We start from the raw sequence: 20,039 nt of genomic DNA, 5'->3' as shown, positions 1-20,039 counted from the left end.
GATGCGGGGTGTGGGCGTGGCGTGGGGGTGATGTGTCTGAACCGTGATGTGGGAGGCGTTGGTGTTCCTGGCGGCCGCCGTGTCTCACTCGGGGTGGCTGGGGCGCTGGCGGTAGCTGCGGCGGTGGGCGAGCGCCGTGGTGGCGGTGGCGCCGTACCAGCGGTTGACGCCGTCGTCGGTGGAGTCGGGTTCGGGCCAGCGGTTGCGCGTGAGGTCGGCGCGGATCGTCCCGGCGGTGATGCCGACCCCGGCGGCCTCCAGCTCCTGCGCGGTGTAGAGGCGGCGCGCCTCCAGGGCGACGGCCTGGCGGTCGACGTGCTTGCGTACGAAGGCGTCGATGGCGTCCGCGTCGTACTCCTTGTACCGGCCGCGCTTGCCCGTGTTGCCGGGCCAGCCTTCCCGGCCGGGCCAGGTCTTGGTCACGGTGTGGATGCTCACACCGTACTTCTCGGCGATCTCGGAGGCAATGAGTCGGCGTGGTTCTACCATGGTGGTGAATCTCCTTTGCGGAGTTTTCAACTGGTGGGGCCGACGCTCTCTCACCCTCAGCCTGTCTGGGGTACGGCGTCGGCCCCTTCTGCTGTTCGGGGTCTTGTCTCCCGGGAGGAGAGGGGGTCCGCCCCGGGCTGGCTGCCCGGGGCGGGAGGGTGGCCTTACGACTGGCTGTCGTCCGGCTCCTCATCGTTCTCGATCACTTCGGCCCAGGTGACGAGCCGGTTCAGTGCGAACTCGGCTACGTCGAGCCTCCAGGGTGCGGGTCCTGCCAACTGGACCAGGGTGAGCGTCTCGTAGGCCGCGAACCAGTCGAGCAGCATGTGCTCCCAGGCCCGCTTGTGGAACTCCGAGATCGGCTCGTCCTCGACGACCGCCCGCACCCGGTTGAGTGCGAGGAGGGCGTCCTTGGGGTCTCCGTGGTCCTCGGCCACCCGGACGATGTCCGGGATGATGACGGGGACCGGGAGGGCCTCCAGGAGCGACGCGATGAGGGCGAACGCTCCGATGACGGCCTCGCTGAGGGCGAGGAACCGCTCCCTGCTGTCGTGATCTGCCACGACATCTCCTCTCTGGAATTTTCAACTGGTGTCCGGTGCGGGGCTCTCACCCCCCGCCCTGACGTTTCTAATATTACAACACTGGATTCTAGGATTGCAACACCCTGGGCCGAGGAAGACGAACGCCCCCCGGCTGGCTGCCGGGGGGCGTGGTGGATCAGTCAGCCGCGTTGATCGCGAGCCAGGTCGAGAGGCGCCGCAGGGCGTCCTCGGCCTCGGCCAGATTCACGGCGACCCCGTCCGCTCGCGTCTCCTTGAACCGCACCGCGCAGAGCGAGTAGATGTCGATGGCCGCCAGGAGATGCAGGCAGCCGAGAACGAGCTGCGCTTCCTGGGTCTCGCCCATCGGCTGGTCCTTGGCCAGTTCCGCAGTCCGCTCGATCGCCGGGATCGCGCTCAGTGCCGGGATGTGGCGGTCGGCCGGGAGGCCGATCGGTACGGGGAGCATCCCGCAGACGTCGACCAGGAGCGAGTAGACCAGCGAGATCCCGTGGGCCAGGGCCCGCAGTGCCTCTTCTTCGTGGTCAGCCATGGCTGTCCTTCCTCTGTGGAGTTTTCAACTGGTGCCCGGCGGGGCTCTCACCCCCCGCCCTGACGTTTCTAATATTACAACAGTCGTTTCTAAGATTGCAACACTCTGGAGTGAAGGAAGGGGGACGGCGCCAGCCGCCCCCCGACGAGCGTGCTCAGGCCCGCTCGAAGCGGGCCAGCTCGCCGTCATCGCCCACCACGGCGACCAACTGGGCCCCGGCCAGCTCCTCCCGCGCCAGGCCCGTCTCCTCCACCAGGCGCGCCACCGGCACCCGTTCCGGGTCCGTGTGGTCCCGGTGCGGGGTCGTGATCTCCGCCTCGTCACCGACCAGCAGCAGAACCCGCGCAGTCAGTCGCTCACTCATCGTTGCTCTCCTTCGTTGTTCGAGGTGCCCGGGGCGGGCGTGTACCGAATCAGCCCACCCATGGGGTACGGACTCTCGATGACGACCACGCCGCCATCCTGGACGTCGACGGAGCAGTCCGCGACGAGTGCATCGGTCATGTCGAGCCGCAGGAACTTGCCGGTCATGGGCCGCGGGTGCTGCCACGTCTGCCCGCCGTCGTCGCTGGTCTCCTTGCGGTACGGCGCGCTGCTGTCGACGTCGGCGGCGGGGCTGCTGTCGTACACCCTCAGCCACGCCTCGGGGCGCCGCCTCATGGCTGTGTCGCGCGCTGTCGGCGCATCTCGGTGGCGATCTCGTCGGCCGTGGCGCCTGCCTCCTGCGCGCGCTTCATCGCCTCGAGCGGGACGTGCGGGTCGGTGCGGCAGTCCGGGCCGCCGTGCGCGAGGAGTTCGCGGGCGGCCTCTTCGATCGCGGCCTGCTTCTGCGGGTCGTGTGCCATGGTCCTCTCCGTCCGGTGATCGGGGTGGGCGACGGGCTACTTGTCGGGGTTCTCGCTGACGATGTCGGTGAGGTTCTGGTCGAAGGTGCCAGGCCCTTCGAGGAGGGCGTGGACGATGGTCTCGGCGGCCTGCTCGGGCTGCCCGGCGGCGACGGCGTCCTTGGCCTCGGTGAGGCGGTCGTGGAGGAATCCCATGTCGTACTCCTGGAGTTGGTCCGGAGGGCCAGGGCGGAGGCTCCGCCCTGGGGTAGATGGCCCGGTAGATGGCGGTAGATGGGCGGGTAGAAGTGCAGGTCAGGCGGCGGTAGACGGGGCGGTAGACGCCTCCTGGGCGGCGGCCGGGGAAGGGGCCTTCAGGTCGCGGCGGCGGACTCCCCACGTGGGCACTCCGCGCACCTTCACGCCGCGCTCGTGGGGCACCCCGACAGCGGCCAGAGCGGCGCGCAGATCGGACACCGTGCGGCCCTCCCACTGGCCCCTCTCCTGGAGGTGGGCGAGGACGGTGCGCAGGTGCACTGCGGGGGCGTCCCCCATGACCTCCAGCAGGAGGGTGTGGATGGCCTCCCGGTCGGGGGCCGGGGGCGCCTCCTCGGCGGCCTCGGCCGGGGCCTCCCCGGCGGCCTGCGCGGGGGGCCGGCCGGACCGCCAGGCGGCGACCAGCCACCCGGCAGTGACCAGCCACATCAGGGCGGGCAGCGCGCGCACGATCCGGGCGAGGAGGTACAGGCCGCAGGCGAGCACGGCCAGGCGGAGGAGGACGCCGAGGACGGCGCGCCAGCCGGTCAGGTCGTGGCGGCGGCCGCGCGCGCACCATGCAGCGGCGCGCGCGGCCAGACGGCGGGCGACGGTGCGGGAACCGGTGGCGAGCCGGGCGGCGGGACGGGCGAGGCGGCTCACAGGACACCCGATCCCTGCACGGCATCGACGACGGCGGCCCCGGCCGCGTTCAGCACGGCGGGCAGCCAGGACAGCGCTCCTGCGACACCGGCGGTGAGCGTCAGCGCGGACCCGACGAAGAAGCCGCCGGCGATCCGACGCTTGTCCTTCTTCCCGGCCTCCTTGTAGGCGAGGCCCACGAGGAAGGCGGCCACGATGACGACACCGGCGCCTGTAGCGCCGAGCCCGACCAGCTGGCCGGTGGTGAGTCCGCTGGCCGAGGATGTGCCCGCGGCTGCGGCGCTGGTCCGCTGGCCTGCACCGTTGGCGAGAGTGCCGGTGTGGTGGTGCGCCCAGCCGAGGATGCCGCCGGGGCAGGATGCAGCGCACACTGCGGCGAGGAGGCCCTTGCCGAATGCGGCCAGCATCTTCATCTCTCGACCGTTCTTCCACCAGGGGCGGAGGTTGGCGACGAGGATGAGGACGGCGGCGAGGAGGCCGCTGACGGTGAGGGTGCTGGTGGCGGTCATCGTGGAACTCCGGTGAGGGCCTGGACCGGGTCCCACCACGAGAACGCGGCGAGGGACCCGACGAACGTGACGGTCAGGAAGAACAGGCGGGCGGGGCTGCCGCCACGGCGGGCGACAGTGGCGGCGGAGAGCGCCAGGGGGACGAGGCCGAAGCCGTACCCCCAGCCCACGCCGAAGTCGTGGCGGGCGAGGCCGACGGTGTAGTGCCAGGTCGTCGCGGCCGAGTAGCTGGTCCCGGGGATCGGAACGAGAGCGCCGGCCAGGGCGATGACGGCGTGCCAGGGGCGGACGTACCGGCCGAGCCACGCGGTGAACCTCTCCCACCGGGACGGCTCGGGCTCGGGGTCGGGCCACAGGAGGACGACCTGGTGGACGTGCCGGACCTCCAGCGGCTGCGCAGCCGGGCCCGGCTGCGCGGGGATCGGCGGCGGCACCACGGGCGGCGGTGGCGGTGGAGGGGGCGGCGGGGTCCGCCAGGGCGGGACCTCCCCCGGCTCGGGGGCGCGGGCGGGCAGCGGGGCGCCGGCCGGGATGACCCGGGTCGGGGTGACGGCGCGGCGGGGCTCATCGTCGGACATGGGCGGGGGCTCCTGGTGGCCGAAGGGGCGGACACGACGGACGCGGAGGAGGTAGCGGACCCGCAGCTCGTCCGCGTCCGGACCGGTCATGAGGCGGGACGCTCGATGCGGCGCAGTGTCCGGGCGACGGTGTCCGCGGAGACGTGCCGTCCGTGGATCCGACGGACGTAGGACACGACCGCGTCCTTGTCCGTGACCCCGGACGCCAGGGCTGTCCGGACGGTGTCCGCGACGGTCTGTCCAGGTGGGGAAATCGGCCGGACCGAACGGACAGGACGAGGCCGTGACCTGCTGTGCTCGGTGTCCGTGCGGATGTCCGTCGTGTCCGCCAGGACAGTGCGGACGGTGTCCTCGTCCGTGTCGATCCCGGCGGCGGACAGGTGCGTGACGATGTCCTCCGGGCTGGCGCCGGGCACGGTGTCCGCCGCCGCGCGGACAGCGGAGCGGACAGTCGCGCGGCGCCGGTTGTCCGGGCGGGTGTCCGTGTCCGGCGCGGTCAGGGCGTGTCCGGTCTGGACGGGGTCGAGGAGGTCGAGACGGACACCGACGGCGCGGCGCAGGGTCTGCCAGGACCGGCCGGGGTACATCACCCAGCCGAGGACGGGGATGTGCGGGAGTCGCTCGGCGATCAGGCCGCGGGCTGCGCGCTGCTCGTCGCGGACGTCGCGGCGGTGGAGTTCGAAGAGCAGCTCCACGCCGGCGGACAGGGAGGCGAAGCCCGCGGCGGCCGGGGTGCCGCCGATGGTGTGGCCGTGGTTCCAGTTGAGGAGTCCGGCGACGGCGACGAAGGCGAGCAGGGCGAGGCGGGCGAGGCCGGCGGGGGTGCCGCGTTCGACGGCTCGTCGGGCGTAGGTGGCGCAGATGAGTCCGGCGGCGTCGAACATGACGGAGAGGGGCCAGGCGAGCCACTGGCTCATGCCCCAGTTGATGAGCTGGCCGGACAGGGACCAGGCGGCGGCAGCGAGGAGCATGCCGAGGACGAGGGCCCAGGCGGCGCGGATGGGGTTGGAGAGACGGCGGCCGTTGACGGCTCTTGACACGGTGCTCCTCCGGGAGCGGTGGTGTGGCCGGTCCCGCGCGGGGCGTTGCGGGGCCGGCCGGGCTGGGCGGGTCAGTGCAGGGCTCGGCCGAGGAGGTAGGCGCCGAGGATCAGCGGCCAGGCCATGGCGAGCAGGTAGAGGGCGCGCATCGGGTGCTCCTCAGCTCGTTCCGGGGCGGTACCAGCCGCCCTTGCGGTCCTGGGCGCGGTCGCGGTCCTCCCACGCCTGGCCCTGCCGGGCGGCCTTGGGCACGCTGCGACGGTGACCTGCGCGGCGCTGGCGGGCGGTGCGGTCGGTGGCAGACTCGCGGCCGGCGTACTGGGTGGCGGCGCGCTGCTGGTCGTTGCCGATGAGGCGGTCGAGGAAGCCCATCTCAGTGCTGCCTCGCTTCCTGCGCGGCGAGGGTCTGCCGGACGTCGGCCGCGGCGGCGTAGTCCTGCTGGCAGGCCTGGACGGTGGCGGGCTCGGCGAGGACCGCGTTGGGGCGCGGGGTCAGGTCAGGCTCGGAGTCGCGCTGCTGCTCGCTCATACGTCACCGCCGGCGGCGACGGTGCGGAGCTGGCGGGCGAAGTCGGTGCGGACGGTGGAGCCGGACACGGGGATCTCGGGGACCTGGTCGCGCAGGGCGCGGATGAGGACGGGGTCCATGGTGGTCGCCTGGATCAGGGCCTCGCGGCCGATCACCGTGATCGGTTCGGCGGGGCGCTGGGTCTCGAGGCGGCCGGCCATCTCCAGCAGCATCTGCCGGACCAGGCTGGCGGTGTGTGCTCGCCCGTACCGGGTGGGGGCCTGCGGTGGATCGGTGGGCTGGGTACGCTCCATGGCGGACCTGCTCTTTCGTCGCTGTGAGATCGGGTCCGCCCCTCGCCCCGGAGGTGCAACTCCACATGGGGCGGGGGGCTTTCCCGTTACCGAGCACGACCGTAGCGAGAAGTGTGGACAATGTCCACACTTCTTCGGGAGGATTACCCCATGCCCGACGCCCCCGAGCGGCAGGAGCCGGAGAGGGAGACGATGACGATCCCGAAGTTGGCCGAGAGAGTGGGGCGCAGCCGCACCCTGATTCACCGGCTTGCCACCACCCCAGCCGAGGGCTGGCCCGCGCCGGTCTTCAGGCCGGGGAGCAGCCGTCCCGAGTACGACGTCGAATGGTTCGATCGGTACTGGGCGCAGCGACAAGCGGGGATCCGGCAGGGGCGCCGCACCGACCTGGAGAAGACGACGGAGGAGTAGTCCAGCGTGCGGTCGGCGCGGCGGCAGACGACGCTGGGGCAATGAGCCCGCCGCCCGTGATCGTGTACCCGCCCGACGAGGCCGGCGGTCGGCGCGTCCGTGTGGACGGGACGATCCTGGGCCTGGCCTACTCGGTGCAGGATGTTGCGCGTTTCCTCCAGGAGGCCGGCCTGCAGGGCTGGGACGAGATGGACGTGGTCCGGTCCGGGCTGATCGAGTGGCGCGGCGGCGGGGCCGACGTCTGGACGCACTGACTTGGCGGGCGTACCGTCGGTGAACCACAGAGGGGGGCGCCCTCGACGGCCCGCCGCACCATCACGGAGCGGCGGGCCGCGTGCTGCCCATCCTGGTGACCGTAACGGAACGCAACGACGCCCCGTCACCGGCCGTTGTCGGTCGGGGTGACGGGGCGTCTGGCCTGCGTCGTCAGTGCGAGTTGTTCGGCACTGTGAGCCACGCGTACGCCTCGGCGAGGTTCTTCAACGCCTCAGCCTGGTTGCCGGGGTTCAGCTTGCCTGACTCCTTGGCAGCCTCCTTGATGTTAGTCAGCAGCGCCAGGGTTGCTTCCTGCTGCGCGCTCTGAAGCTCGTCGTTGAAGCTCATGGCCATCCTTCTGGTCGCGCCTGGTGGTGTCTGATGTAACGCCCGTGGCGCGGTGGGCGGTTCCCGGTCAGGTCTCCGTGGTGGGCTGCTCGGTGCCGTCGAGGGCAGCGGCTAGGCGCTCGTGCACGTGGCTGATCCCCGGGTAGTTGCGGCGGATCCACTTCGCCGCGCCGCGCACGCGCTCGATGGCGGCCTGCGCCTCGGCCAGTTCGGCGGTCGCGGTGCGCGCGGTGTTGGCGTCGCAGATCTCCGTGGCCACGTGCCGCGCGAGGAGCTGCGCCTCGTCGGGGGCGAGGACCACGCCGTTGTTCACGCGGTTGATGAGGACGCGCAGGCTGCGGCGGCGGGCGGTGCGCTGTGCGTCCTCGTCGGCGGCCGGGGCCGGGCGGGCCGCCTGCTGCGCCTCGTCCTGTCGCGCTCCGGCGGCGGGTGCCGGGTCGTGGGATTCGTCAGTGGCGCAGGCGACACAACCGGGTGGGCACGCGTTGGTCTGCGTCTCGGCGGCTGCCGTCTCGTCGGCCATGCGGCGCAGCTCCTGCTCGCCCTTGTGCAGGCCGGTCGCTGGAAGCCACTCGCGTTCCGCGGCGCGGAGTTCGGCGAGTCGGCCGGCGGCTTCGCGGAGGACGGCGGCCCGGTCGGCGGGGGGCTGCACGCCGTCGTCCTCGGCCGCCTCAATCACCGCGTACAGCTCGTACGTGCCGATCAGCTGCTGACGGTGGAGCCGGACCGCGTCGCGGATCTGCTCCAGGCGGTGTGCGGCGACGGAGAGTTCGGCGCGGGCGATGAGGTAGGCGCGGGCGAGGTCGACGGCCTGGCGGTCGCCGTCGGTCGGCTGGTGGTGCGGGTTGTTGCCGCATGCGGGTCCGGGCATGGATGGTGTCCGTTCGGTGGTGGGGGCAGGCGAGTCAGGCGGCGTCGGCCGAGAGCGCGGCGGCGGTGATCCGCGCGGCGAGCGTGAGTTCGTCCCGGGTGTACATGGACTCGCAGGTGGTGCAGTCGACGTACAGCTGGTGGTCGGTCTCGACGAGGGTGAGGGAGTCGCAACGCGGGCAGGGCTGCGGGACGGCGCGGCGGCGGGGCCGCAGCCGGGTGACGTCCCGGACCGTGCGCATCAGCTGGTGCAGCTCGTCGCGCATCTCGCCGGCCCACGGCCGGCGGGACGCCCACGCCAGGGCCTGCGGCTGGGCGAGCCAGGCAGCGAGGACCTGCGGGCCGCGTCCGGCCGGAGGCTTCCAGTTCCGTTCGTCGGCGACGAGCCGGACCCAGGGGATGAGCACCCCGGTGATCGGGAGCGGACCGTGCTGGTCCAGGTGCGCCTGCCCGTACGGGTCACGCACGTCGTCATCCCAGGCGGCAGGACCGAGCAAGTTGAGGACGTCGGGACGGCCGGGGAGCGGCGCGGTGCGGTGGACGGTGCGCCCGCCGGTGCTGGCGCCGCTGGTCTCGCGTTGCCGCGAGCCCTCCAGGACGATGATCTGCCGCGGGAGTTCGGCGGTCAGCCAGACGCCGATGAGGTGGACGCACGGCGTGCACAGGGTCTGCCCGGTCTCGTGCTCGTGGTCGCGGAGACTGCGGGTGCAGGTGGTCGCTCCGCAGGACGAGGCGTGGCGTGGGGCAGCGGTGGTCACCGGGTGTCTCCTTGCTGTGCTGGTGGTGCGGGATGGTGCTCGGTGGGCGGCGGCCACTCGACGCGGCCGCCTCCGTAGCCGCGGACCAGGTCCTCGAGGGACGGGGCCGTGACGATCCACTCGGGGGTCTCGATGGCGACGGCCTGGCCGTCGGCCGTGACCCAGCCGTCCAGCACCAGTCCGTGGAGCAGGTGGAGACGGAAGAGCCGGCCGATGGCCGGACTGCCGCTCACGTGCGCGGAGTCCGGGGCAGTTCGAGGTCGGCCACGAACTGGTCGTAGCGGCGCCGCTCGCGGTGGACGAACTCGGTGTCGTCGTCGGCCGGGGCGCGGCGCGGGCAGCGGGCGTACGGCGTGATGAGCGGGGCGGAGAGGCAGACCACGACCAGGACGAAGCCGAGCGTGACGCCGAGGATGGTGGTCCACCGGATCACGGTGTCGGCGAGGGCCACGGCGGCCGCGGCGGCGTCGAAGACGATCACGGCTGCTCCCGGCGGTCGCGGAGCGTGCCGATGAAGTGGGTGATGCCGGACGCGGCGAAGGCGATGCCGCCGAGGAAGAACGCGCCGATGCCACCGAGGACGTAGACGGCGGGGTCGTGGAGGAAGCGCATCAGGGGGTCCCTTCCTGCTGAGCGAGAGCTGTGTGGGTGCGGGGCCGGGAGAGGGCCCGGCCGACTGCGAAGCCGCTGATGGCCTCGGTCAGGACGGCCAGGTGCTCGGCCTGTTCCGCGGGCGTGCACGGGGTGATGTGCTCGGGCAGGGCCGGGGCCGGTGGGCGGGGTCCGGTGCGCCAAGCTGTGCCGGTGGAGTGGTCCTCGTCCGGTACCGCCGGCGTCGCGGTGGCGGTGGTCATCGGGTCCACCGCCAGGCGCCGGGCCGAACGGCGGCGCGGCGGCCTGGCCGCGAGGACCTCGGCGCGCGCGGCCGGGGCCGGGCGCAGGTCGCCGCGTGCGGCATCGCCTTCCACTCGGCGTGCTCCAGGGTCGGCCGCTCGGCGGTGAGCACCCGGACCTTGAGCGTGCCGGTGTGGTCGATGCAGGCGGCGAGATTGCCGGACGGATCCGGGTCGGCGTTCAGGGCCTGTCGCTTGCCGTTCACGGTGATGGCCCACCGGATGCGGGCGTGGCAGCCGGGGCATGAGGCGACGTCGTGGTCACTGGGCATGGGTCCTCCGGTCGGTACCGGTCTCGGGGTGCTGGTGGTCGTGCAGGAGCGGCAGGGTCCGGAGGTGGCCCCAGATGTGCAGGGCGGTCTCTGGGCCGTGCTCGGCGATGTCCGCTCGGATCTGGTCGTCGGACGCTGCGGTGCGCTGGCGGTAGGTGGCCTTGGGCGGCAGCGGCCGGACGCCGGACGGCGGGGCGTCGGCGGCCGCCGCGGTGCGGGCGGTGCGCTCGGCGCGCAGCTGCTGCAGGCGGACCTCGAGGGCGCGGGCCTCCCGCCACCAGGCGCGCTCGGACTCTCGTCGGCTGGCGCAGGTGCGGCAGGGCTGACCGGTGGGCCACTGGGTGCCCTCCTCGCAGTCCGGCATCTCACAGCCCCGGTGCGGGATGCCGACGGCCAGGAGCCAGGCGCCGAAGTCGCGGATGTCCGCGCGCATCGTGCGCCGGTAGCGGTCGGCGATCCGGGCGGCCATGCGCTCGGGGCTGATGCCGGTGTCGAGCTGGTGGCCGATCTCGCGGGCGATTCGGCGCAGCACGTAGCGGCGGATGTCCGCGAGTTCGTGGCGGACCGGGGCCAGCGCGGTGTGGATGCGCTCGGTCCAGCGCAGCTCGGGCCCGGCGTAGCCGCCGAGGTTGGCGGTTGAGGGCTGGTGGCTGGGTGAGGAGTCGGGGCGGTTGCCGCGCGCAGCGCGAGAGGCGCCCGGCCGGAACGTGTCCGGCAGCGTGGAGTTATCCACAGGGGCCGCGACCCACTTACGGTCACTTCGCCTACGGCGGGAACCCCCGACTACCTGCGTTTTCTCTCGTCGGTCAGTGAGGTGGTCTTCCTTAGACGCGAGGGAACCGTCATGATCGTCCGCGCCCGATCCGTCATTGATGACCGGTGTCTCGCCCTCCCACAGCGGGAGCTGTCCGGGCACCTGGTCCTCGAGGACCGCCGCGCTCGGCGCGGGTGCCGCGGCGGCGGCCGGCGCCGGGACGCTGTGCAGCGGGCGGCGGCGGGTCTCGTAGGCATGGCGGCCCTGCTCGCCCTCGCGGCGGCGGACGGTCAGCCAGCCGGTGGCGTCCAGCTGGTCGATCAGGCGGCGGGCCTGGCGCTCGCCGAGGTGCTGGCCGGCGTGCTTGCCGGTGTGGTGGTGGAGCATCTCGCCCAGCTCGGCCGCGGTCACCGGGATCTGCAGCGCGGTGGCGTAGGCGAGGACCGCGTACACACGCAGGAGCCGCGGGGGCAGGGCCTCGGCGGCGCGCACGGGTATGAGCACCCACTTCTCGCCGGGGGCGAGGGGGCGGGTGACGCGGTGGGCGGAGTCGCCGGTGCCGCCGCGCTTGGTGCGGCGGGTGGTGGGCAGTTCGACCAGGCCGTCGACCGGGTCGGGGTGGCGCAGCGGGCGGAGCCCTCGCTCCACCGACGACTTGGACATGCCGAGGTAGGTGGCGAGCGTGGCGACGCGGGCGGTGCAGCCCTCCGGGCGGAGGGCGAGTGCTGCCACCTTGACGTAGGTGCTCAGGGCCGCATCGGGGTACTGAGCACCTACGACCAGGCGCAGGGGCACGCGGATGGCGGTGTCGCCGCCGCGCGGGCGCGCCCCGGCAGCCGCGGGCTGCGGCTGGGGGTGCGGTGCAGCCTGGTCGGCTGCGTGCGCGGCGGCGGACATCACGGGTTCCTTCGGGGTGTTGGGGCGGGGCGCTCAGGCGGCGGGTGTGCTGCGGCAGGTGTGCTCGAGGCCGTGCGTGCGCACGGAGGCCTCGCAGCAGGCGCCCTTGGTCGCCTGGTCTTGAGCAGCACGGGCGGTCAGGAGGCGAGCTGCGTCCTTCCTGGCCGCCGACATCTCCTCCAGGAACTCGTCGACCGCGGCCTGGCCCTCGCAGGCTTCGAGGTACGCGAGCGCCGAGCCGAACAGGGCCGAGGCGGCGCAGGTCGGGATGAGGAACGCGATGTCCTCGCTGGAGTCGGCGAGGTCGCTGAAGAGGTGGAAGGAGACGCTCGGTCGGTCGTGGCTGCACCGGTGGTTGGCGTTGATTCCGGCGCCGCCCCCGGTCACGGGGAAGACGCGGCTGGGGGTGGTGAACCTCTGCTCCATGTCTGGGCCTGTCTGTTGGGCGCCGGGCGGGCGCGGCGTCGTCAGCACCCGCCCGGCGGGTCGGTGGCGTGTGGGCGGTCAGCGGGCGTAGCCGTCGCTGACCCGGCCGCGCGGGTGGGAACGGATCTCCTGCAGCGCCGCGGCGGGGATGGCCAGGTCGTAGGCGGTCCGGCCCGCGCGCGGTCCCTCCTGCAGGCGGCGCAGGCGGAGCCAGCCGCGGCTGTGCAGGGTGGCCAGGGCGACGTCGATCTGGGCAGGGGCCAGGCCGGTGGCGGCGGCGAGCATCTCGGTGGTCGGCTGGAGGCTGGGGCTGAGGCGACCGGTGGCGTGGCTGGCCCGCCACATCAGGTCATGGCCGACCAGGCGGGCGTGGGCGGGCATGCCGCTGTGCCGCAGGCCGATGAGGTAGTACTTCCGGAAGTGCTCGGCCTTGGTCAGCTTGCCGGGGGCGATGGCCTCCTCGGCGGTCAGCGATCGCGGCCGGGGCGCCGCAGGAGCGGACGGCCGGGGGTCGGGCTGCGCGCGCACGGCACGCGCTGCGACCGGGGTGGGCGCGAGGGGCTGGCGGTGGGCGAGGTCGCCGGGGGTGGGGATCCGGGAGGGAGCGGGTGCGGTCATGGCGTGTCCTGTTCGTGCTCGGTGCCGGTGGGAGCGGCGGGGTCGGACTCGGGTTCGGGGGGCGGCTGCCGGTGAACCGGCCAGCCCGGGCCCGGCGGGGGTTCGGGTCGGCCGGACATGGCGTTCGGGGTGTGCAGGGCGCACCGGTAGCCGCAGGGGTAGAGGCGGGAGCCGGGCGCGTGCTCGGCGGCCCGGACTCCGCACAGGCCTGCTGCGCCGGGGCGCCGCTCGTCGGTGCTCACTCCCGCGTGGCCCGCATGTTCAGCGCGAAGTGCAGGGCGGACTCGGCCTGGACGCCGTACGCGTAGGCGGCGTCGGCGGTGCCGGCGGCGATGTCGAGGGCCTCGTGCATCGCGGTGGCCTCGTGGTCGGCGACGTACTCCTGGGAGCCGATGCCCTCGGCCTCGAACCCGGCGACCAGGCACCGCTCGTACCGGCGGCGGGCCGCCTCCAGTCCGCTCGCCTTGGCGTACCGGTCGAGCTGCAGGGTGGGCATGGTGTCGGCGAGGACGTAGTGGCTGCCGTCCGAGGCGACCCGCAGTTCGACGTGCGCGGGCTGCTGTCCGGCGAGGACCTGCCGTACGGCCCAGTTGGCACCGTGGGCGTAGGCGCGGGCCGCCTCCTCGTACAGGCGCTGCAGCTGGAAGCCGTGGTCCAGCAGGGCTTTACTGATCCGGCTGAGGGCGGCCAGGTGCGGCTCCTGCTCGGCGGTGTAGCCGGACGCGCGGCGCTGCACCTTGCCGTCGTGGAGGCGGATGCGGTCGAGGTCGAAGTGGCCCTTGGCGAGGGCGGCGGCCTGGCTGGCGGACTGGCACTCGCGCGCGGCGACACCGAGGGCGAACACGCTGTCCTCCAAGGAGGTGTTCCAGGGCTGGGTCATGACTCTCCGTTCGGGAGCAGATCGGTGGCGGGCGGCGGATCACTGTCCGGGGCCCGGCTCGGCGCGTTGAGGCCGAGGGCCTCGCACAGGTCGTGCAGGTCTTCTCGGCTGAGGGCGTGGCGGAGCACGGCCCGGGAGGCGAGGACCCGTTGCTCTCGGGTCACCTCGCGGTCCGTGGGGAGCAGGTGGTCGCTGCCGCGGCTGAAGTTCATCGGGTCACGTCCGTGTGGGTGTGCCGCTCCCACAGGGCGGCGAGCCCGTCGATCGGCCGGTTCGGAGGGACGATGCCGAGACGCTGGCCGCACTGGCAGGAGCCGTGCAGCTCGCAGTCGCCGTACTCCACGACCAGGGCGTGCCCGCCCGCCAGCGTCTCCGGGAACTCGAGGTCGGGCGGGTCGGCGTGGGGCTCGCGGAATGCCCGGGCCAGCAGCTCGGCGGCGTCCGCCGGGCCGTGACCGGCGGACGCCAGCGCGGCGAGGACCTGGGCGCGTGCAGTGGACTCGCCCGCCGGCCGTCGGCCGCGGGTGTCCTTCTGCTCCTGCCTGACCAGGGCGGTCTCGATCGCCTCGGCGAGCTGCGGCACGGTCGCCGTCCATGCCGCGACCGTCGTGCCCGGGCCGAGCCCCTGCACCAGGCGCTCGCGCAGCTCGTGCCCGAGGACCGGCCGCTTGAGGACCGGGCGGCGCAGCACCGCGGCGATCGTGTCCGTACGGGAGGTCACCGGTCGCCACCGTCCTGCGGGCGGCCGATACCGCGGATCTCGGCACGCGCGCGGCCGATCGCGGCGCAGCGGCCGGCGCAGTACCAGCGGGCGGGCTCGCCCGTACCAGGCACCTCGACGCGGACCATCCCGCGGCTGGGCCGAGGGACGGCGGCGAGGATGCCGCAGCCGTCGACGGCGCAGGTCTCCACCGCGGGCCTGTCGGCGGCCGGGCGGCTGGCGCCGACCTTGCCGCCATTCCACGCCTGCCGGGCCCGCTTCTGTCCCTCGCTCGTCTCGGGAAGGCTCGGGCGCTGGGCACGGGCCGGCATCAGCCCTCACCGCCTGCGTGCGCTGCGCGCCAGGCCGTGGCCTCGTCGTCCGACAAGGTGCGGGAGCCGTACACCTCGACCTCGACGCCGTCGATCTCGACCGTGCAGTGGCCGTGCTCGAACACGTAGGCGGTGGTGTCGCTGGTCTTCAGGAGCAGTTCCGCGCCGAGGGCTGCGGCCCAGGCACAGGCGCCGTCCAGGTCATCCGCGTACAGCTCCATGCCGACCGTCACAGACGGGCCGTCGTAGGAGTCGGCCCTGCTGAAGACGTGCCAGGCGGTGCGGCTCACCGTCAGGTCGGGGTACTCGGCCACCAGGCGCCGGGCGACCTGCCCGGCACGGAACATCGCGGCCTCGAGTGCCACGAGCGCGGCCAGCGGATCGATGGCGGCCATCAGACGCTCACCACCAGCAGACGCTGCGCGCGGTCGGCGGCGGTGCTGATCCATGCGGCGGCGGTGGCCACGTCGTCCAGGCCGTTGGAGCTGTGGCGCCAGCGCAGGGTGGAAACCTGGTGAGCACCGTGCTCGTCGGGCACCGCCGCGGCGATCCACCGCTGCCGCTGGAGCGAGTCGTGGTAGCCGGTGATGATCCCGTACAGGGTGGCGCGGGTGAGGGCGGCCGGCTGCTGGGTGACGAGGTACTGGTGCGGGGCGCCGCCGGGGATGGCGGGGCGCCCGGGCCACAGCCACACGTCGCCCGCGCGGGTGGGGGCCTGGCCCCAGCCGGTGAGGGAGGTGTGGGTGCAGGCCTCGCTCAGGCCCTCACCGGAGATGATGCGGACGGTGTCACAGTCCCGGCACAGCAGCCGCAGCTGCACCCGGGCGAACGTGTCGGCGTGCTCGCACGCCGGGTCGGTGCAGGTGTGGGCGTCGGTGGCGCTGGTACCGGCCGGGCGGACGCCGGTGGTACGGCGCAGCTCCGCGGTGTCCCACGTCGGGTTGGGGCAGGTGGCGGTGTGGGTGAGCGGGTCCCACCCGAAGTAGGTTTCGGTGATCAGGTCCACGATGTGTCCTTGCGGTGACGGGCGCGGTCGGACTGCACGGTGGTGATGGGCGCGGTCTCGTCCGGCTCGGCGGGCTGTGCGTGCTGGGTGGGGGTGGGGGCCTTGCCCGCCGCTGGGGGCCGGTGCTCGTCCAGCAGGTACTTCACGACGAGGGCGGCCAGGAGGTAGGCGCCGGCGGCGGCGAGGATGACGCCCCACAGGACGTGCGGGTCGCTGGTGGTCACCGCGGTGTCGGCTGGGCGAGTAGGCCCACGAGCCGGGCGGCGGGCGCGTCGGTGAGCAGCTCCGGGACACCGTCGCCGCAGAGCTGGACCGCGACGTCGCCGACGGTGCCGACCGCGTAGGCGGCGGTCCCCTGCAGGGCCACGGCCTCGGTGGCGACGCCGAGCTTGTCGAGCCACCAGCGCCAGGCGGCGAGGGACTGCGGGCGCACGGTCAGCCCGACGTACGTGGCGGTGGGGACGTCAGTGGCGATGACGTCCGGCTGCCGCTCGCGGAACTCGGCGGCCAGGGTGGCGGCGGGCGAGTCGAGGTCTACGTCGGGGCCGAGGCGGCAGATGCATCCGGCGTGCTCGGTGACGACGACGTCGGCGAGGACGGACGGGGTGGCGACCGCGTACGTGACGGGCACGGTCTCGGTGATCTCGGCGGCCTGCTCGGCGAGGATCGCGCGGACGGCCGGGGTCAGCTCGACGGCCAGGCGCTCGATGTGCTCGGCCGACAGCGGCAGGTCGAGGACCTGGGCGGCCAGCTCGATCCGGGAGTGCAACTGATGCTGGAGCGGGGCCCGGCTCACAGCATGGCTCCCGAAGCAGCGGCGTTCGCGACGGCGATGACGTCCGGCATGAGGGCCGCGGGGCTGGTGCCGTCGGTGGGGATCGGCGGCGTCGGTGCGCTGGTGTCGGTGTGGTGCAGAAGCTGGTCGGCGTCGGCCCGCGTGGTCAGAGCACGGGCGATCAGCGGGATGCCGTCGAGGACGGTGTGCAGCTCGATCCAGGTGGTGACGCCGTCACGGGCGGTGTCGCGGGTGACCTCGGCGTCGGCGATACCGGCGACCTCGAGGACGCCGCGGCCGGCGGCGAGTCCGGTACCGAAGTGCAGGCGAATCCCATACACGCCGACGCTGCCCAGTTCGCGGCGGGTCTCGACGGTGTCGGGCAGCGCCTGCATGCGGTCGACGAGCTGGTCGGCCGCGGTCTTCGCGTGTTGGTAGGCGGCGCGGTCCGCGCTCAGCGGGGTGGCCTGGGTAGCCTGGTCCACGTGATCCTCATTTCAGAGTGGTGATGTGAGGTGACGTCTCGAGCGGGGTCGTACGGACGGGCAGGTCCGGGCGGCCCCGCGTCGGTCAGGAGGCAGCGGCCAACGGAGCCCGGCGGGCGGAGGCCGGGCGGCGGCGCGGGATACGGCGCCCCTTGCGCGGGTCGCCGGCGCGCCGCGCCTCGTAGATCGCGGCGCGGTCCTCGCGGTTGGTGATGATGCGTCGGCCGCTGTAGCCGTGAAGGTCGCGGTGTTCCTTGAGGAACCTGCGGAGCCAAGAGACCGAGCACGCGAGGACGTAGGCCGTCTCCTGCACGGTCATGTAGTCCTGCTCCGGGTCCTGCGGGGGCACCGGGACGCCGTACTGCTCGTAGGCCTTGGTGGCCATGTCATGTCCTTTCGGGTGGGTCCTCGATGCGGTGAGGAGACGTGCGTCGGAGGCGTGCGTCGGTCGCGTTCAGGGCCTCGCGGAGACGCAGGTACGGCCGGGGCGACATGTGGCTGCGGGTGCCGTTCTCGAGATGGGCGACGTAGCGATGGCTGATACCTGCCTGTCTGGCCAGCTCCCTGCGTGTGAGCCCCGCTTGCATGCGCTCCTCGCGGATCGCGTCCCCGTCGACCTCGAAGGTCGGGGGCTGGTGCATACCGCAAAGCTAGCCCTAGTTAGCCTCGCTTGTCTAGCTCTAGTTAGCTTCAGATAGCCGGATCTGTTCACGAGCGAGCGCTGCAATTAGCCTTAGTTAGCCTTACCTCGGTAAGAACTGGCCGTTTACCTAGTTGGAACTAGCTGGACCTGGCTGGAACTGCCAAGATGTCGACATGGCAACTCCCGATCTCGACCGCCTCGCGGCGCGCGTCAAGGCGCACCGCCTAGAGCTGTATCCCTCGCGGCTTGCAGCGGCGCGGGCGGCAGGGATCTCCAAGGACACCTGGCAGCGCGTCGAAGAAGGCGAGTCTGTACGCGAGGCCACCTACGCCAAGATCGACAAGGCGCTGGGATGGGTAGTCGGCACGTGCGTCGCCGTCATGAACGGGCGTGAGCCCGTCCTGGCCGGCGCCGACGCCGGCGGGGATGGCTCGCCGATGGGTGGGGCACTGTCGGGCAGCGCCCCGAGTGCCGAGCAGCTACGCCGGGCGGCCTTCGAGGCCGCTCGCGCGAAGCTGCCGAACGCACCGATCGGCGCCATCGACGAGTTCAGTGAGGAACTGGTGGAGATCCTGCGGAGGGCTGGATCTGTGGCAGACGGCTCCTGAACTGCGGCGTCACTCCGTACAACCATTCCGCCGAGACCGAATCGTAACTTCCGTAGCCCAGTGAACCGTCAACAAACTGTGGCCGACCGCGTGTTCGACGTGTAACGCTGTGCATTCACCCGGGGAGGTTCCCAGAAGCGACAAGAGGGGGACCGGTGAGTAATGCCATCTATCTGGATCTTGGGCCGCGCATCCTCGGATACCCGGCCCAAATCGCCGGAGAGACGGTGTGTGTCCTGTCCTCCAGAACGGCCCACGACAGCGCGGACAACGAGCGCATCAGGCAGTTCATGAAGGCACAGGGCCGTGACTGCGCGAGCTGCGGCGGCTGCCCGGCGGGGCAGGCCTCGTAGACGAGGCAGTCACGACGGAGGTGGCGGCGGTAGGGGTACCCGCCGGCGCTTCCGACTGGACATCCCCAGGGGGGACTCATGCCGTGGATTGAGCGGCGCGGCAACAGCATCCGGGTGCGCTGGGACACCGGCCGCACGGATCCCGAGACCGGGCGGAAGCTCTTCGACGGGAAGTCGAGGATCGACTGGACTGAGGACGAGGCGTACGAGTACGGCCTCGACCGGGAGTCCGATGTCCGCAACGGCCGGTACATCGCCCGCTCCGACGGGCGCATGCTCTTCAAGAAGTGGGCCGAACTCTGGCTGGCCGCCCAGGACCTGGACCCCACGACCATCCAGACGTACCGCAAGCGACTGCGCGCCCAGCTGCTGCCACAGTGGGGCGAGACCTACGTCAACGAGATCACGACGCTGGCCTACCAGGTGTGGATGCAGCGGCTGAAGCGGGAGCGCTCCGCGAACTACGCCCGGGACATCCGGATCCTGTTCTCCATGATCATGGATGACGCGGTCAGCCATCAGCCGCCGCTCATCAACGTCTCGCCCATCCCGAAGGAGAACCGGCGCCGCGGCCGGTACGTGCGTCCCGAGCGCGAGAAGAAGGTGCAGGTTCCCACTCGCGACCTGCACCAGCTGGCGGAGAACGCCCGGGCCGTCTGGGGCTTCACGGGCTACGTGTTCCAGATGACCAAGGCCTACACCGGCATGCGGCTCGGGGAGATGTTCGGGCTGCGCCGCGAGTACATGGGCGGCAACTGGCCGGCGTCCGAGGCGGACGAGGAACTGCGTGAGGAAGCGACAGACCGGTACTGCGGTGACGACCCCCTGCCGGTGATGCGCGTGCAGTGGCAGTACAAGTACGTCAAGGATCCGGACCGGCCGGACGAGAAGGGCGTGCCCACGCTCGCGCTGCCGAAGTACGGCAGCGTGAGGACTCTGGTGATCCCGCCTTTCCTCGCGGCCCTCCACGAGCAGTTGCTGGCCTCTCACGATTCCGAGTGGGCATTCCCCACCCCGGCCGGCGGATCGCTGCTGACGACCGACTTCCACACCTACTACTGGAAGCCGGTCCGCGATGGGTTCGACGAGCGGACGGGCCGCTACGCTCGGCCGAAGCTGGCCGCTGTGCCGTCCTTCCAGAGCAAGCGAATTCACCTGATCCGGCACGCCCACGGCCCGCACCTGGAGGAGGATGGCGTGCCGGACGTGGCGATCGAAGAGCGGCTCGGCCACATCATCCAGGGCGTCCGCGGCGTCTACCGTTCGGTGACACCGAAGATGGAACGGCAGATCGTTGAGGTGCTGCAACGGCGGTACGAGGAGGAGGCGGGCCGACGGTGAGCACCGTGACAGTGGGCTGGCCGAGGCTAACTCCCATTCCTCTCCCATCGGGTGTGGGAGAATCGCCATCTGTGCAGGTCATCGCCTTAGTGGTTCGAACTACGGCGGTATCCACTGCATCACCCAGCAGCAGCCGAAG

The 20,039-nt window shown here is 72.4% G+C and carries 41 protein-coding genes; 4 read left to right on the top strand and 37 right to left on the bottom strand.

The genetic code is table 11. The features are described 5' to 3' along the window. Nucleotides 1-84: 84 nt before the first annotated feature. From ACFC02_RS21610 to ACFC02_RS21545, 14 genes are all read right to left on the bottom strand, one after another. Nucleotides 85-489, bottom strand: coding sequence for a hypothetical protein (locus ACFC02_RS21610; RefSeq protein ID WP_376359557.1), 405 nt, complete (start codon nucleotides 487-489; stop codon nucleotides 85-87). A gap of 164 nt (nucleotides 490-653) precedes the next feature. Next, nucleotides 654-1,052: a hypothetical protein gene (locus ACFC02_RS21605; RefSeq protein ID WP_376359554.1), complete on the bottom strand. Its 399-nt coding sequence runs from the start codon at nucleotides 1,050-1,052 to the stop codon at nucleotides 654-656. A 157-nt stretch (nucleotides 1,053-1,209) separates the two neighbouring features. Then, complete coding sequence (locus ACFC02_RS21600; RefSeq protein ID WP_376359551.1) at nucleotides 1,210-1,584, bottom strand: hypothetical protein; 375 nt, start codon at nucleotides 1,582-1,584, stop codon at nucleotides 1,210-1,212. Between the two features lie 154 nt (nucleotides 1,585-1,738). Further along, nucleotides 1,739-1,948: a hypothetical protein gene (locus tag ACFC02_RS21595; RefSeq protein ID WP_376359548.1), complete on the bottom strand. Its 210-nt coding sequence runs from the start codon at nucleotides 1,946-1,948 to the stop codon at nucleotides 1,739-1,741. Beyond that, nucleotides 1,945-2,214 carry a hypothetical protein gene (locus ACFC02_RS21590; RefSeq protein ID WP_376359545.1) on the bottom strand — a complete coding sequence of 90 codons (270 nt, stop codon included), beginning with the start codon at nucleotides 2,212-2,214 and terminating at the stop codon, nucleotides 1,945-1,947. The genes ACFC02_RS21595 and ACFC02_RS21590 overlap by 4 nt, the downstream gene beginning before the upstream one ends. 26 nt (nucleotides 2,215-2,240) lie before the next feature. Next, nucleotides 2,241-2,429, bottom strand: a complete 189-nt coding sequence (locus ACFC02_RS21585; RefSeq protein ID WP_376359542.1) for a hypothetical protein — start codon at nucleotides 2,427-2,429, stop codon at nucleotides 2,241-2,243. A gap of 36 nt (nucleotides 2,430-2,465) precedes the next feature. Continuing rightward, nucleotides 2,466-2,624 carry a hypothetical protein gene (locus ACFC02_RS21580; protein ID WP_376359539.1) on the bottom strand — a complete coding sequence of 53 codons (159 nt, stop codon included), beginning with the start codon at nucleotides 2,622-2,624 and terminating at the stop codon, nucleotides 2,466-2,468. Nucleotides 2,625-2,723: 99 nt separating this feature from the next. Further along, nucleotides 2,724-3,326, bottom strand: a complete 603-nt coding sequence (locus ACFC02_RS21575) for a hypothetical protein (protein WP_376359536.1) — start codon at nucleotides 3,324-3,326, stop codon at nucleotides 2,724-2,726. Beyond that, a complete protein-coding gene (locus tag ACFC02_RS21570) occupies nucleotides 3,323-3,835 on the bottom strand; it encodes a hypothetical protein (RefSeq protein WP_376359533.1) in 513 nt (170 codons plus the stop codon). Before ACFC02_RS21570 ends, ACFC02_RS21575 begins: the two co-directional genes overlap by 4 nt. After that, a complete protein-coding gene (locus ACFC02_RS21565) occupies nucleotides 3,832-4,503 on the bottom strand; it encodes a hypothetical protein (RefSeq protein ID WP_376359530.1) in 672 nt (223 codons plus the stop codon). Before ACFC02_RS21565 ends, ACFC02_RS21570 begins: the two co-directional genes overlap by 4 nt. Next, entirely contained in the window at nucleotides 4,500-5,453 is a 954-nt protein-coding gene (locus ACFC02_RS21560) for a DUF2637 domain-containing protein (protein ID WP_376359527.1), read from the bottom strand. The genes ACFC02_RS21565 and ACFC02_RS21560 overlap by 4 nt, the downstream gene beginning before the upstream one ends. A gap of 159 nt (nucleotides 5,454-5,612) precedes the next feature. Next, nucleotides 5,613-5,825 (bottom strand): hypothetical protein, encoded by a 213-nt coding sequence (locus ACFC02_RS21555; protein ID WP_376359524.1) that lies wholly within the window; start codon nucleotides 5,823-5,825, stop codon nucleotides 5,613-5,615. A 1-nt stretch (nucleotide 5,826) separates the two neighbouring features. After that, the gene (locus ACFC02_RS21550) at nucleotides 5,827-5,982 is read right to left on the bottom strand and encodes a hypothetical protein (RefSeq protein ID WP_376359521.1); all 156 of its coding nucleotides are present in this window, start codon (nucleotides 5,980-5,982) and stop codon (nucleotides 5,827-5,829) included. Next, the gene (locus tag ACFC02_RS21545) at nucleotides 5,979-6,275 is read right to left on the bottom strand and encodes a hypothetical protein (RefSeq protein ID WP_376359518.1); all 297 of its coding nucleotides are present in this window, start codon (nucleotides 6,273-6,275) and stop codon (nucleotides 5,979-5,981) included. Before ACFC02_RS21545 ends, ACFC02_RS21550 begins: the two co-directional genes overlap by 4 nt. Nucleotides 6,276-6,425: 150 nt before the next feature. On the opposite strand from ACFC02_RS21545, the gene ACFC02_RS21540 reads away from it, so the two are divergent. Further along, entirely contained in the window at nucleotides 6,426-6,686 is a 261-nt protein-coding gene (locus tag ACFC02_RS21540; protein ID WP_376359516.1) for a hypothetical protein, read from the top strand. Nucleotides 6,687-6,727: 41 nt separating this feature from the next. Next, the gene (locus ACFC02_RS21535) at nucleotides 6,728-6,940 is read left to right on the top strand and encodes a hypothetical protein (protein ID WP_376359513.1); all 213 of its coding nucleotides are present in this window, start codon (nucleotides 6,728-6,730) and stop codon (nucleotides 6,938-6,940) included. A gap of 172 nt (nucleotides 6,941-7,112) precedes the next feature. Here the strand turns inward: ACFC02_RS21535 and ACFC02_RS21530 are convergent, their stop codons facing one another. The 23 genes from ACFC02_RS21530 to ACFC02_RS21420 all read right to left on the bottom strand — a co-directional run bounded on the left by ACFC02_RS21530 (nucleotide 7,113) and on the right by ACFC02_RS21420 (nucleotide 17,596). Beyond that, nucleotides 7,113-7,289: a hypothetical protein gene (locus ACFC02_RS21530; protein WP_376359510.1), complete on the bottom strand. Its 177-nt coding sequence runs from the start codon at nucleotides 7,287-7,289 to the stop codon at nucleotides 7,113-7,115. Between the two features lie 67 nt (nucleotides 7,290-7,356). Further along, nucleotides 7,357-8,160: a hypothetical protein gene (locus ACFC02_RS21525; protein WP_376359508.1), complete on the bottom strand. Its 804-nt coding sequence runs from the start codon at nucleotides 8,158-8,160 to the stop codon at nucleotides 7,357-7,359. Between the two features lie 34 nt (nucleotides 8,161-8,194). Further along, on the bottom strand, nucleotides 8,195-8,917 hold the full coding sequence (locus ACFC02_RS21520; protein WP_376359505.1) for a hypothetical protein: 723 nt from the start codon (nucleotides 8,915-8,917) through the stop codon (nucleotides 8,195-8,197). Continuing rightward, the gene (locus ACFC02_RS21515; protein ID WP_376359502.1) at nucleotides 8,914-9,150 is read right to left on the bottom strand and encodes a hypothetical protein; all 237 of its coding nucleotides are present in this window, start codon (nucleotides 9,148-9,150) and stop codon (nucleotides 8,914-8,916) included. Before ACFC02_RS21515 ends, ACFC02_RS21520 begins: the two co-directional genes overlap by 4 nt. Continuing rightward, nucleotides 9,147-9,398 carry a hypothetical protein gene (locus ACFC02_RS21510; protein ID WP_376359499.1) on the bottom strand — a complete coding sequence of 84 codons (252 nt, stop codon included), beginning with the start codon at nucleotides 9,396-9,398 and terminating at the stop codon, nucleotides 9,147-9,149. Before ACFC02_RS21510 ends, ACFC02_RS21515 begins: the two co-directional genes overlap by 4 nt. After that, nucleotides 9,395-9,529, bottom strand: coding sequence for a hypothetical protein (locus tag ACFC02_RS21505; RefSeq protein WP_376359496.1), 135 nt, complete (start codon nucleotides 9,527-9,529; stop codon nucleotides 9,395-9,397). Before ACFC02_RS21505 ends, ACFC02_RS21510 begins: the two co-directional genes overlap by 4 nt. Beyond that, a complete protein-coding gene (locus tag ACFC02_RS21500; protein WP_376359493.1) occupies nucleotides 9,529-9,771 on the bottom strand; it encodes a hypothetical protein in 243 nt (80 codons plus the stop codon). Before ACFC02_RS21500 ends, ACFC02_RS21505 begins: the two co-directional genes overlap by 1 nt. Next, entirely contained in the window at nucleotides 9,768-10,082 is a 315-nt protein-coding gene (locus ACFC02_RS21495; RefSeq protein WP_376359490.1) for a hypothetical protein, read from the bottom strand. The genes ACFC02_RS21500 and ACFC02_RS21495 overlap by 4 nt, the downstream gene beginning before the upstream one ends. Further along, nucleotides 10,072-11,733: a hypothetical protein gene (locus tag ACFC02_RS21490; protein WP_376359487.1), complete on the bottom strand. Its 1,662-nt coding sequence runs from the start codon at nucleotides 11,731-11,733 to the stop codon at nucleotides 10,072-10,074. Before ACFC02_RS21490 ends, ACFC02_RS21495 begins: the two co-directional genes overlap by 11 nt. A 33-nt stretch (nucleotides 11,734-11,766) precedes the next feature. Beyond that, on the bottom strand, nucleotides 11,767-12,159 hold the full coding sequence (locus ACFC02_RS21485) for a hypothetical protein (RefSeq protein WP_376359484.1): 393 nt from the start codon (nucleotides 12,157-12,159) through the stop codon (nucleotides 11,767-11,769). A 78-nt stretch (nucleotides 12,160-12,237) separates the two neighbouring features. Next, nucleotides 12,238-12,777, bottom strand: coding sequence for a hypothetical protein (locus tag ACFC02_RS21480; RefSeq protein WP_376359481.1), 540 nt, complete (start codon nucleotides 12,775-12,777; stop codon nucleotides 12,238-12,240). Continuing rightward, entirely contained in the window at nucleotides 12,774-13,019 is a 246-nt protein-coding gene (locus ACFC02_RS21475) for a hypothetical protein (protein WP_376359479.1), read from the bottom strand. The genes ACFC02_RS21480 and ACFC02_RS21475 overlap by 4 nt, the downstream gene beginning before the upstream one ends. Continuing rightward, entirely contained in the window at nucleotides 13,016-13,657 is a 642-nt protein-coding gene (locus ACFC02_RS21470; RefSeq protein WP_376359476.1) for a hypothetical protein, read from the bottom strand. Before ACFC02_RS21470 ends, ACFC02_RS21475 begins: the two co-directional genes overlap by 4 nt. Beyond that, on the bottom strand, nucleotides 13,654-13,869 hold the full coding sequence (locus ACFC02_RS21465; protein ID WP_376359473.1) for a hypothetical protein: 216 nt from the start codon (nucleotides 13,867-13,869) through the stop codon (nucleotides 13,654-13,656). The genes ACFC02_RS21470 and ACFC02_RS21465 overlap by 4 nt, the downstream gene beginning before the upstream one ends. Continuing rightward, the gene (locus ACFC02_RS21460) at nucleotides 13,866-14,378 is read right to left on the bottom strand and encodes a hypothetical protein (protein WP_376359470.1); all 513 of its coding nucleotides are present in this window, start codon (nucleotides 14,376-14,378) and stop codon (nucleotides 13,866-13,868) included. Before ACFC02_RS21460 ends, ACFC02_RS21465 begins: the two co-directional genes overlap by 4 nt. Then, complete coding sequence (locus ACFC02_RS21455; RefSeq protein ID WP_376359467.1) at nucleotides 14,375-14,689, bottom strand: hypothetical protein; 315 nt, start codon at nucleotides 14,687-14,689, stop codon at nucleotides 14,375-14,377. Before ACFC02_RS21455 ends, ACFC02_RS21460 begins: the two co-directional genes overlap by 4 nt. Continuing rightward, nucleotides 14,689-15,084, bottom strand: coding sequence for a hypothetical protein (locus ACFC02_RS21450; protein WP_376359464.1), 396 nt, complete (start codon nucleotides 15,082-15,084; stop codon nucleotides 14,689-14,691). The genes ACFC02_RS21455 and ACFC02_RS21450 overlap by 1 nt, the downstream gene beginning before the upstream one ends. Next, complete coding sequence (locus ACFC02_RS21445; RefSeq protein WP_376359461.1) at nucleotides 15,084-15,695, bottom strand: hypothetical protein; 612 nt, start codon at nucleotides 15,693-15,695, stop codon at nucleotides 15,084-15,086. The genes ACFC02_RS21450 and ACFC02_RS21445 overlap by 1 nt, the downstream gene beginning before the upstream one ends. Next, nucleotides 15,686-15,919 carry a hypothetical protein gene (locus ACFC02_RS21440; RefSeq protein WP_376359458.1) on the bottom strand — a complete coding sequence of 78 codons (234 nt, stop codon included), beginning with the start codon at nucleotides 15,917-15,919 and terminating at the stop codon, nucleotides 15,686-15,688. The genes ACFC02_RS21445 and ACFC02_RS21440 overlap by 10 nt, the downstream gene beginning before the upstream one ends. Continuing rightward, the gene (locus ACFC02_RS21435; RefSeq protein ID WP_376359455.1) at nucleotides 15,916-16,491 is read right to left on the bottom strand and encodes a hypothetical protein; all 576 of its coding nucleotides are present in this window, start codon (nucleotides 16,489-16,491) and stop codon (nucleotides 15,916-15,918) included. The genes ACFC02_RS21440 and ACFC02_RS21435 overlap by 4 nt, the downstream gene beginning before the upstream one ends. Then, entirely contained in the window at nucleotides 16,488-16,955 is a 468-nt protein-coding gene (locus ACFC02_RS21430; RefSeq protein ID WP_376359453.1) for a hypothetical protein, read from the bottom strand. Before ACFC02_RS21430 ends, ACFC02_RS21435 begins: the two co-directional genes overlap by 4 nt. Before the next feature lie 85 nt (nucleotides 16,956-17,040). After that, nucleotides 17,041-17,340 (bottom strand): DNA-binding protein, encoded by a 300-nt coding sequence (locus tag ACFC02_RS21425; RefSeq protein ID WP_376359450.1) that lies wholly within the window; start codon nucleotides 17,338-17,340, stop codon nucleotides 17,041-17,043. A 1-nt stretch (nucleotide 17,341) separates the two neighbouring features. After that, nucleotides 17,342-17,596 carry a helix-turn-helix domain-containing protein gene (locus ACFC02_RS21420; RefSeq protein ID WP_376359447.1) on the bottom strand — a complete coding sequence of 85 codons (255 nt, stop codon included), beginning with the start codon at nucleotides 17,594-17,596 and terminating at the stop codon, nucleotides 17,342-17,344. Nucleotides 17,597-17,771: 175 nt separating this feature from the next. Here ACFC02_RS21420 and ACFC02_RS21415 point away from each other — a divergent pair, with 175 nt between their 5' ends. Both ACFC02_RS21415 and ACFC02_RS21410 read left to right on the top strand, forming a co-directional pair. Beyond that, nucleotides 17,772-18,206, top strand: coding sequence for a helix-turn-helix domain-containing protein (locus ACFC02_RS21415; protein ID WP_376359444.1), 435 nt, complete (start codon nucleotides 17,772-17,774; stop codon nucleotides 18,204-18,206). Between the two features lie 431 nt (nucleotides 18,207-18,637). Beyond that, nucleotides 18,638-19,900 (top strand): integrase, encoded by a 1,263-nt coding sequence (locus ACFC02_RS21410; RefSeq protein ID WP_376359441.1) that lies wholly within the window; start codon nucleotides 18,638-18,640, stop codon nucleotides 19,898-19,900. Nucleotides 19,901-20,039 lie beyond the last annotated feature (139 nt).

The sequence above is a fragment of the Streptomyces sp. NPDC056160 genome (assembly GCF_042268205.1).
In the GTDB taxonomy this organism is placed as follows: domain Bacteria; phylum Actinomycetota; class Actinomycetes; order Streptomycetales; family Streptomycetaceae; genus Streptomyces.
The sequence above is the reverse complement of the archived record's forward strand: the minus strand, read 5'-3'. Positions and strand labels throughout refer to the sequence as shown.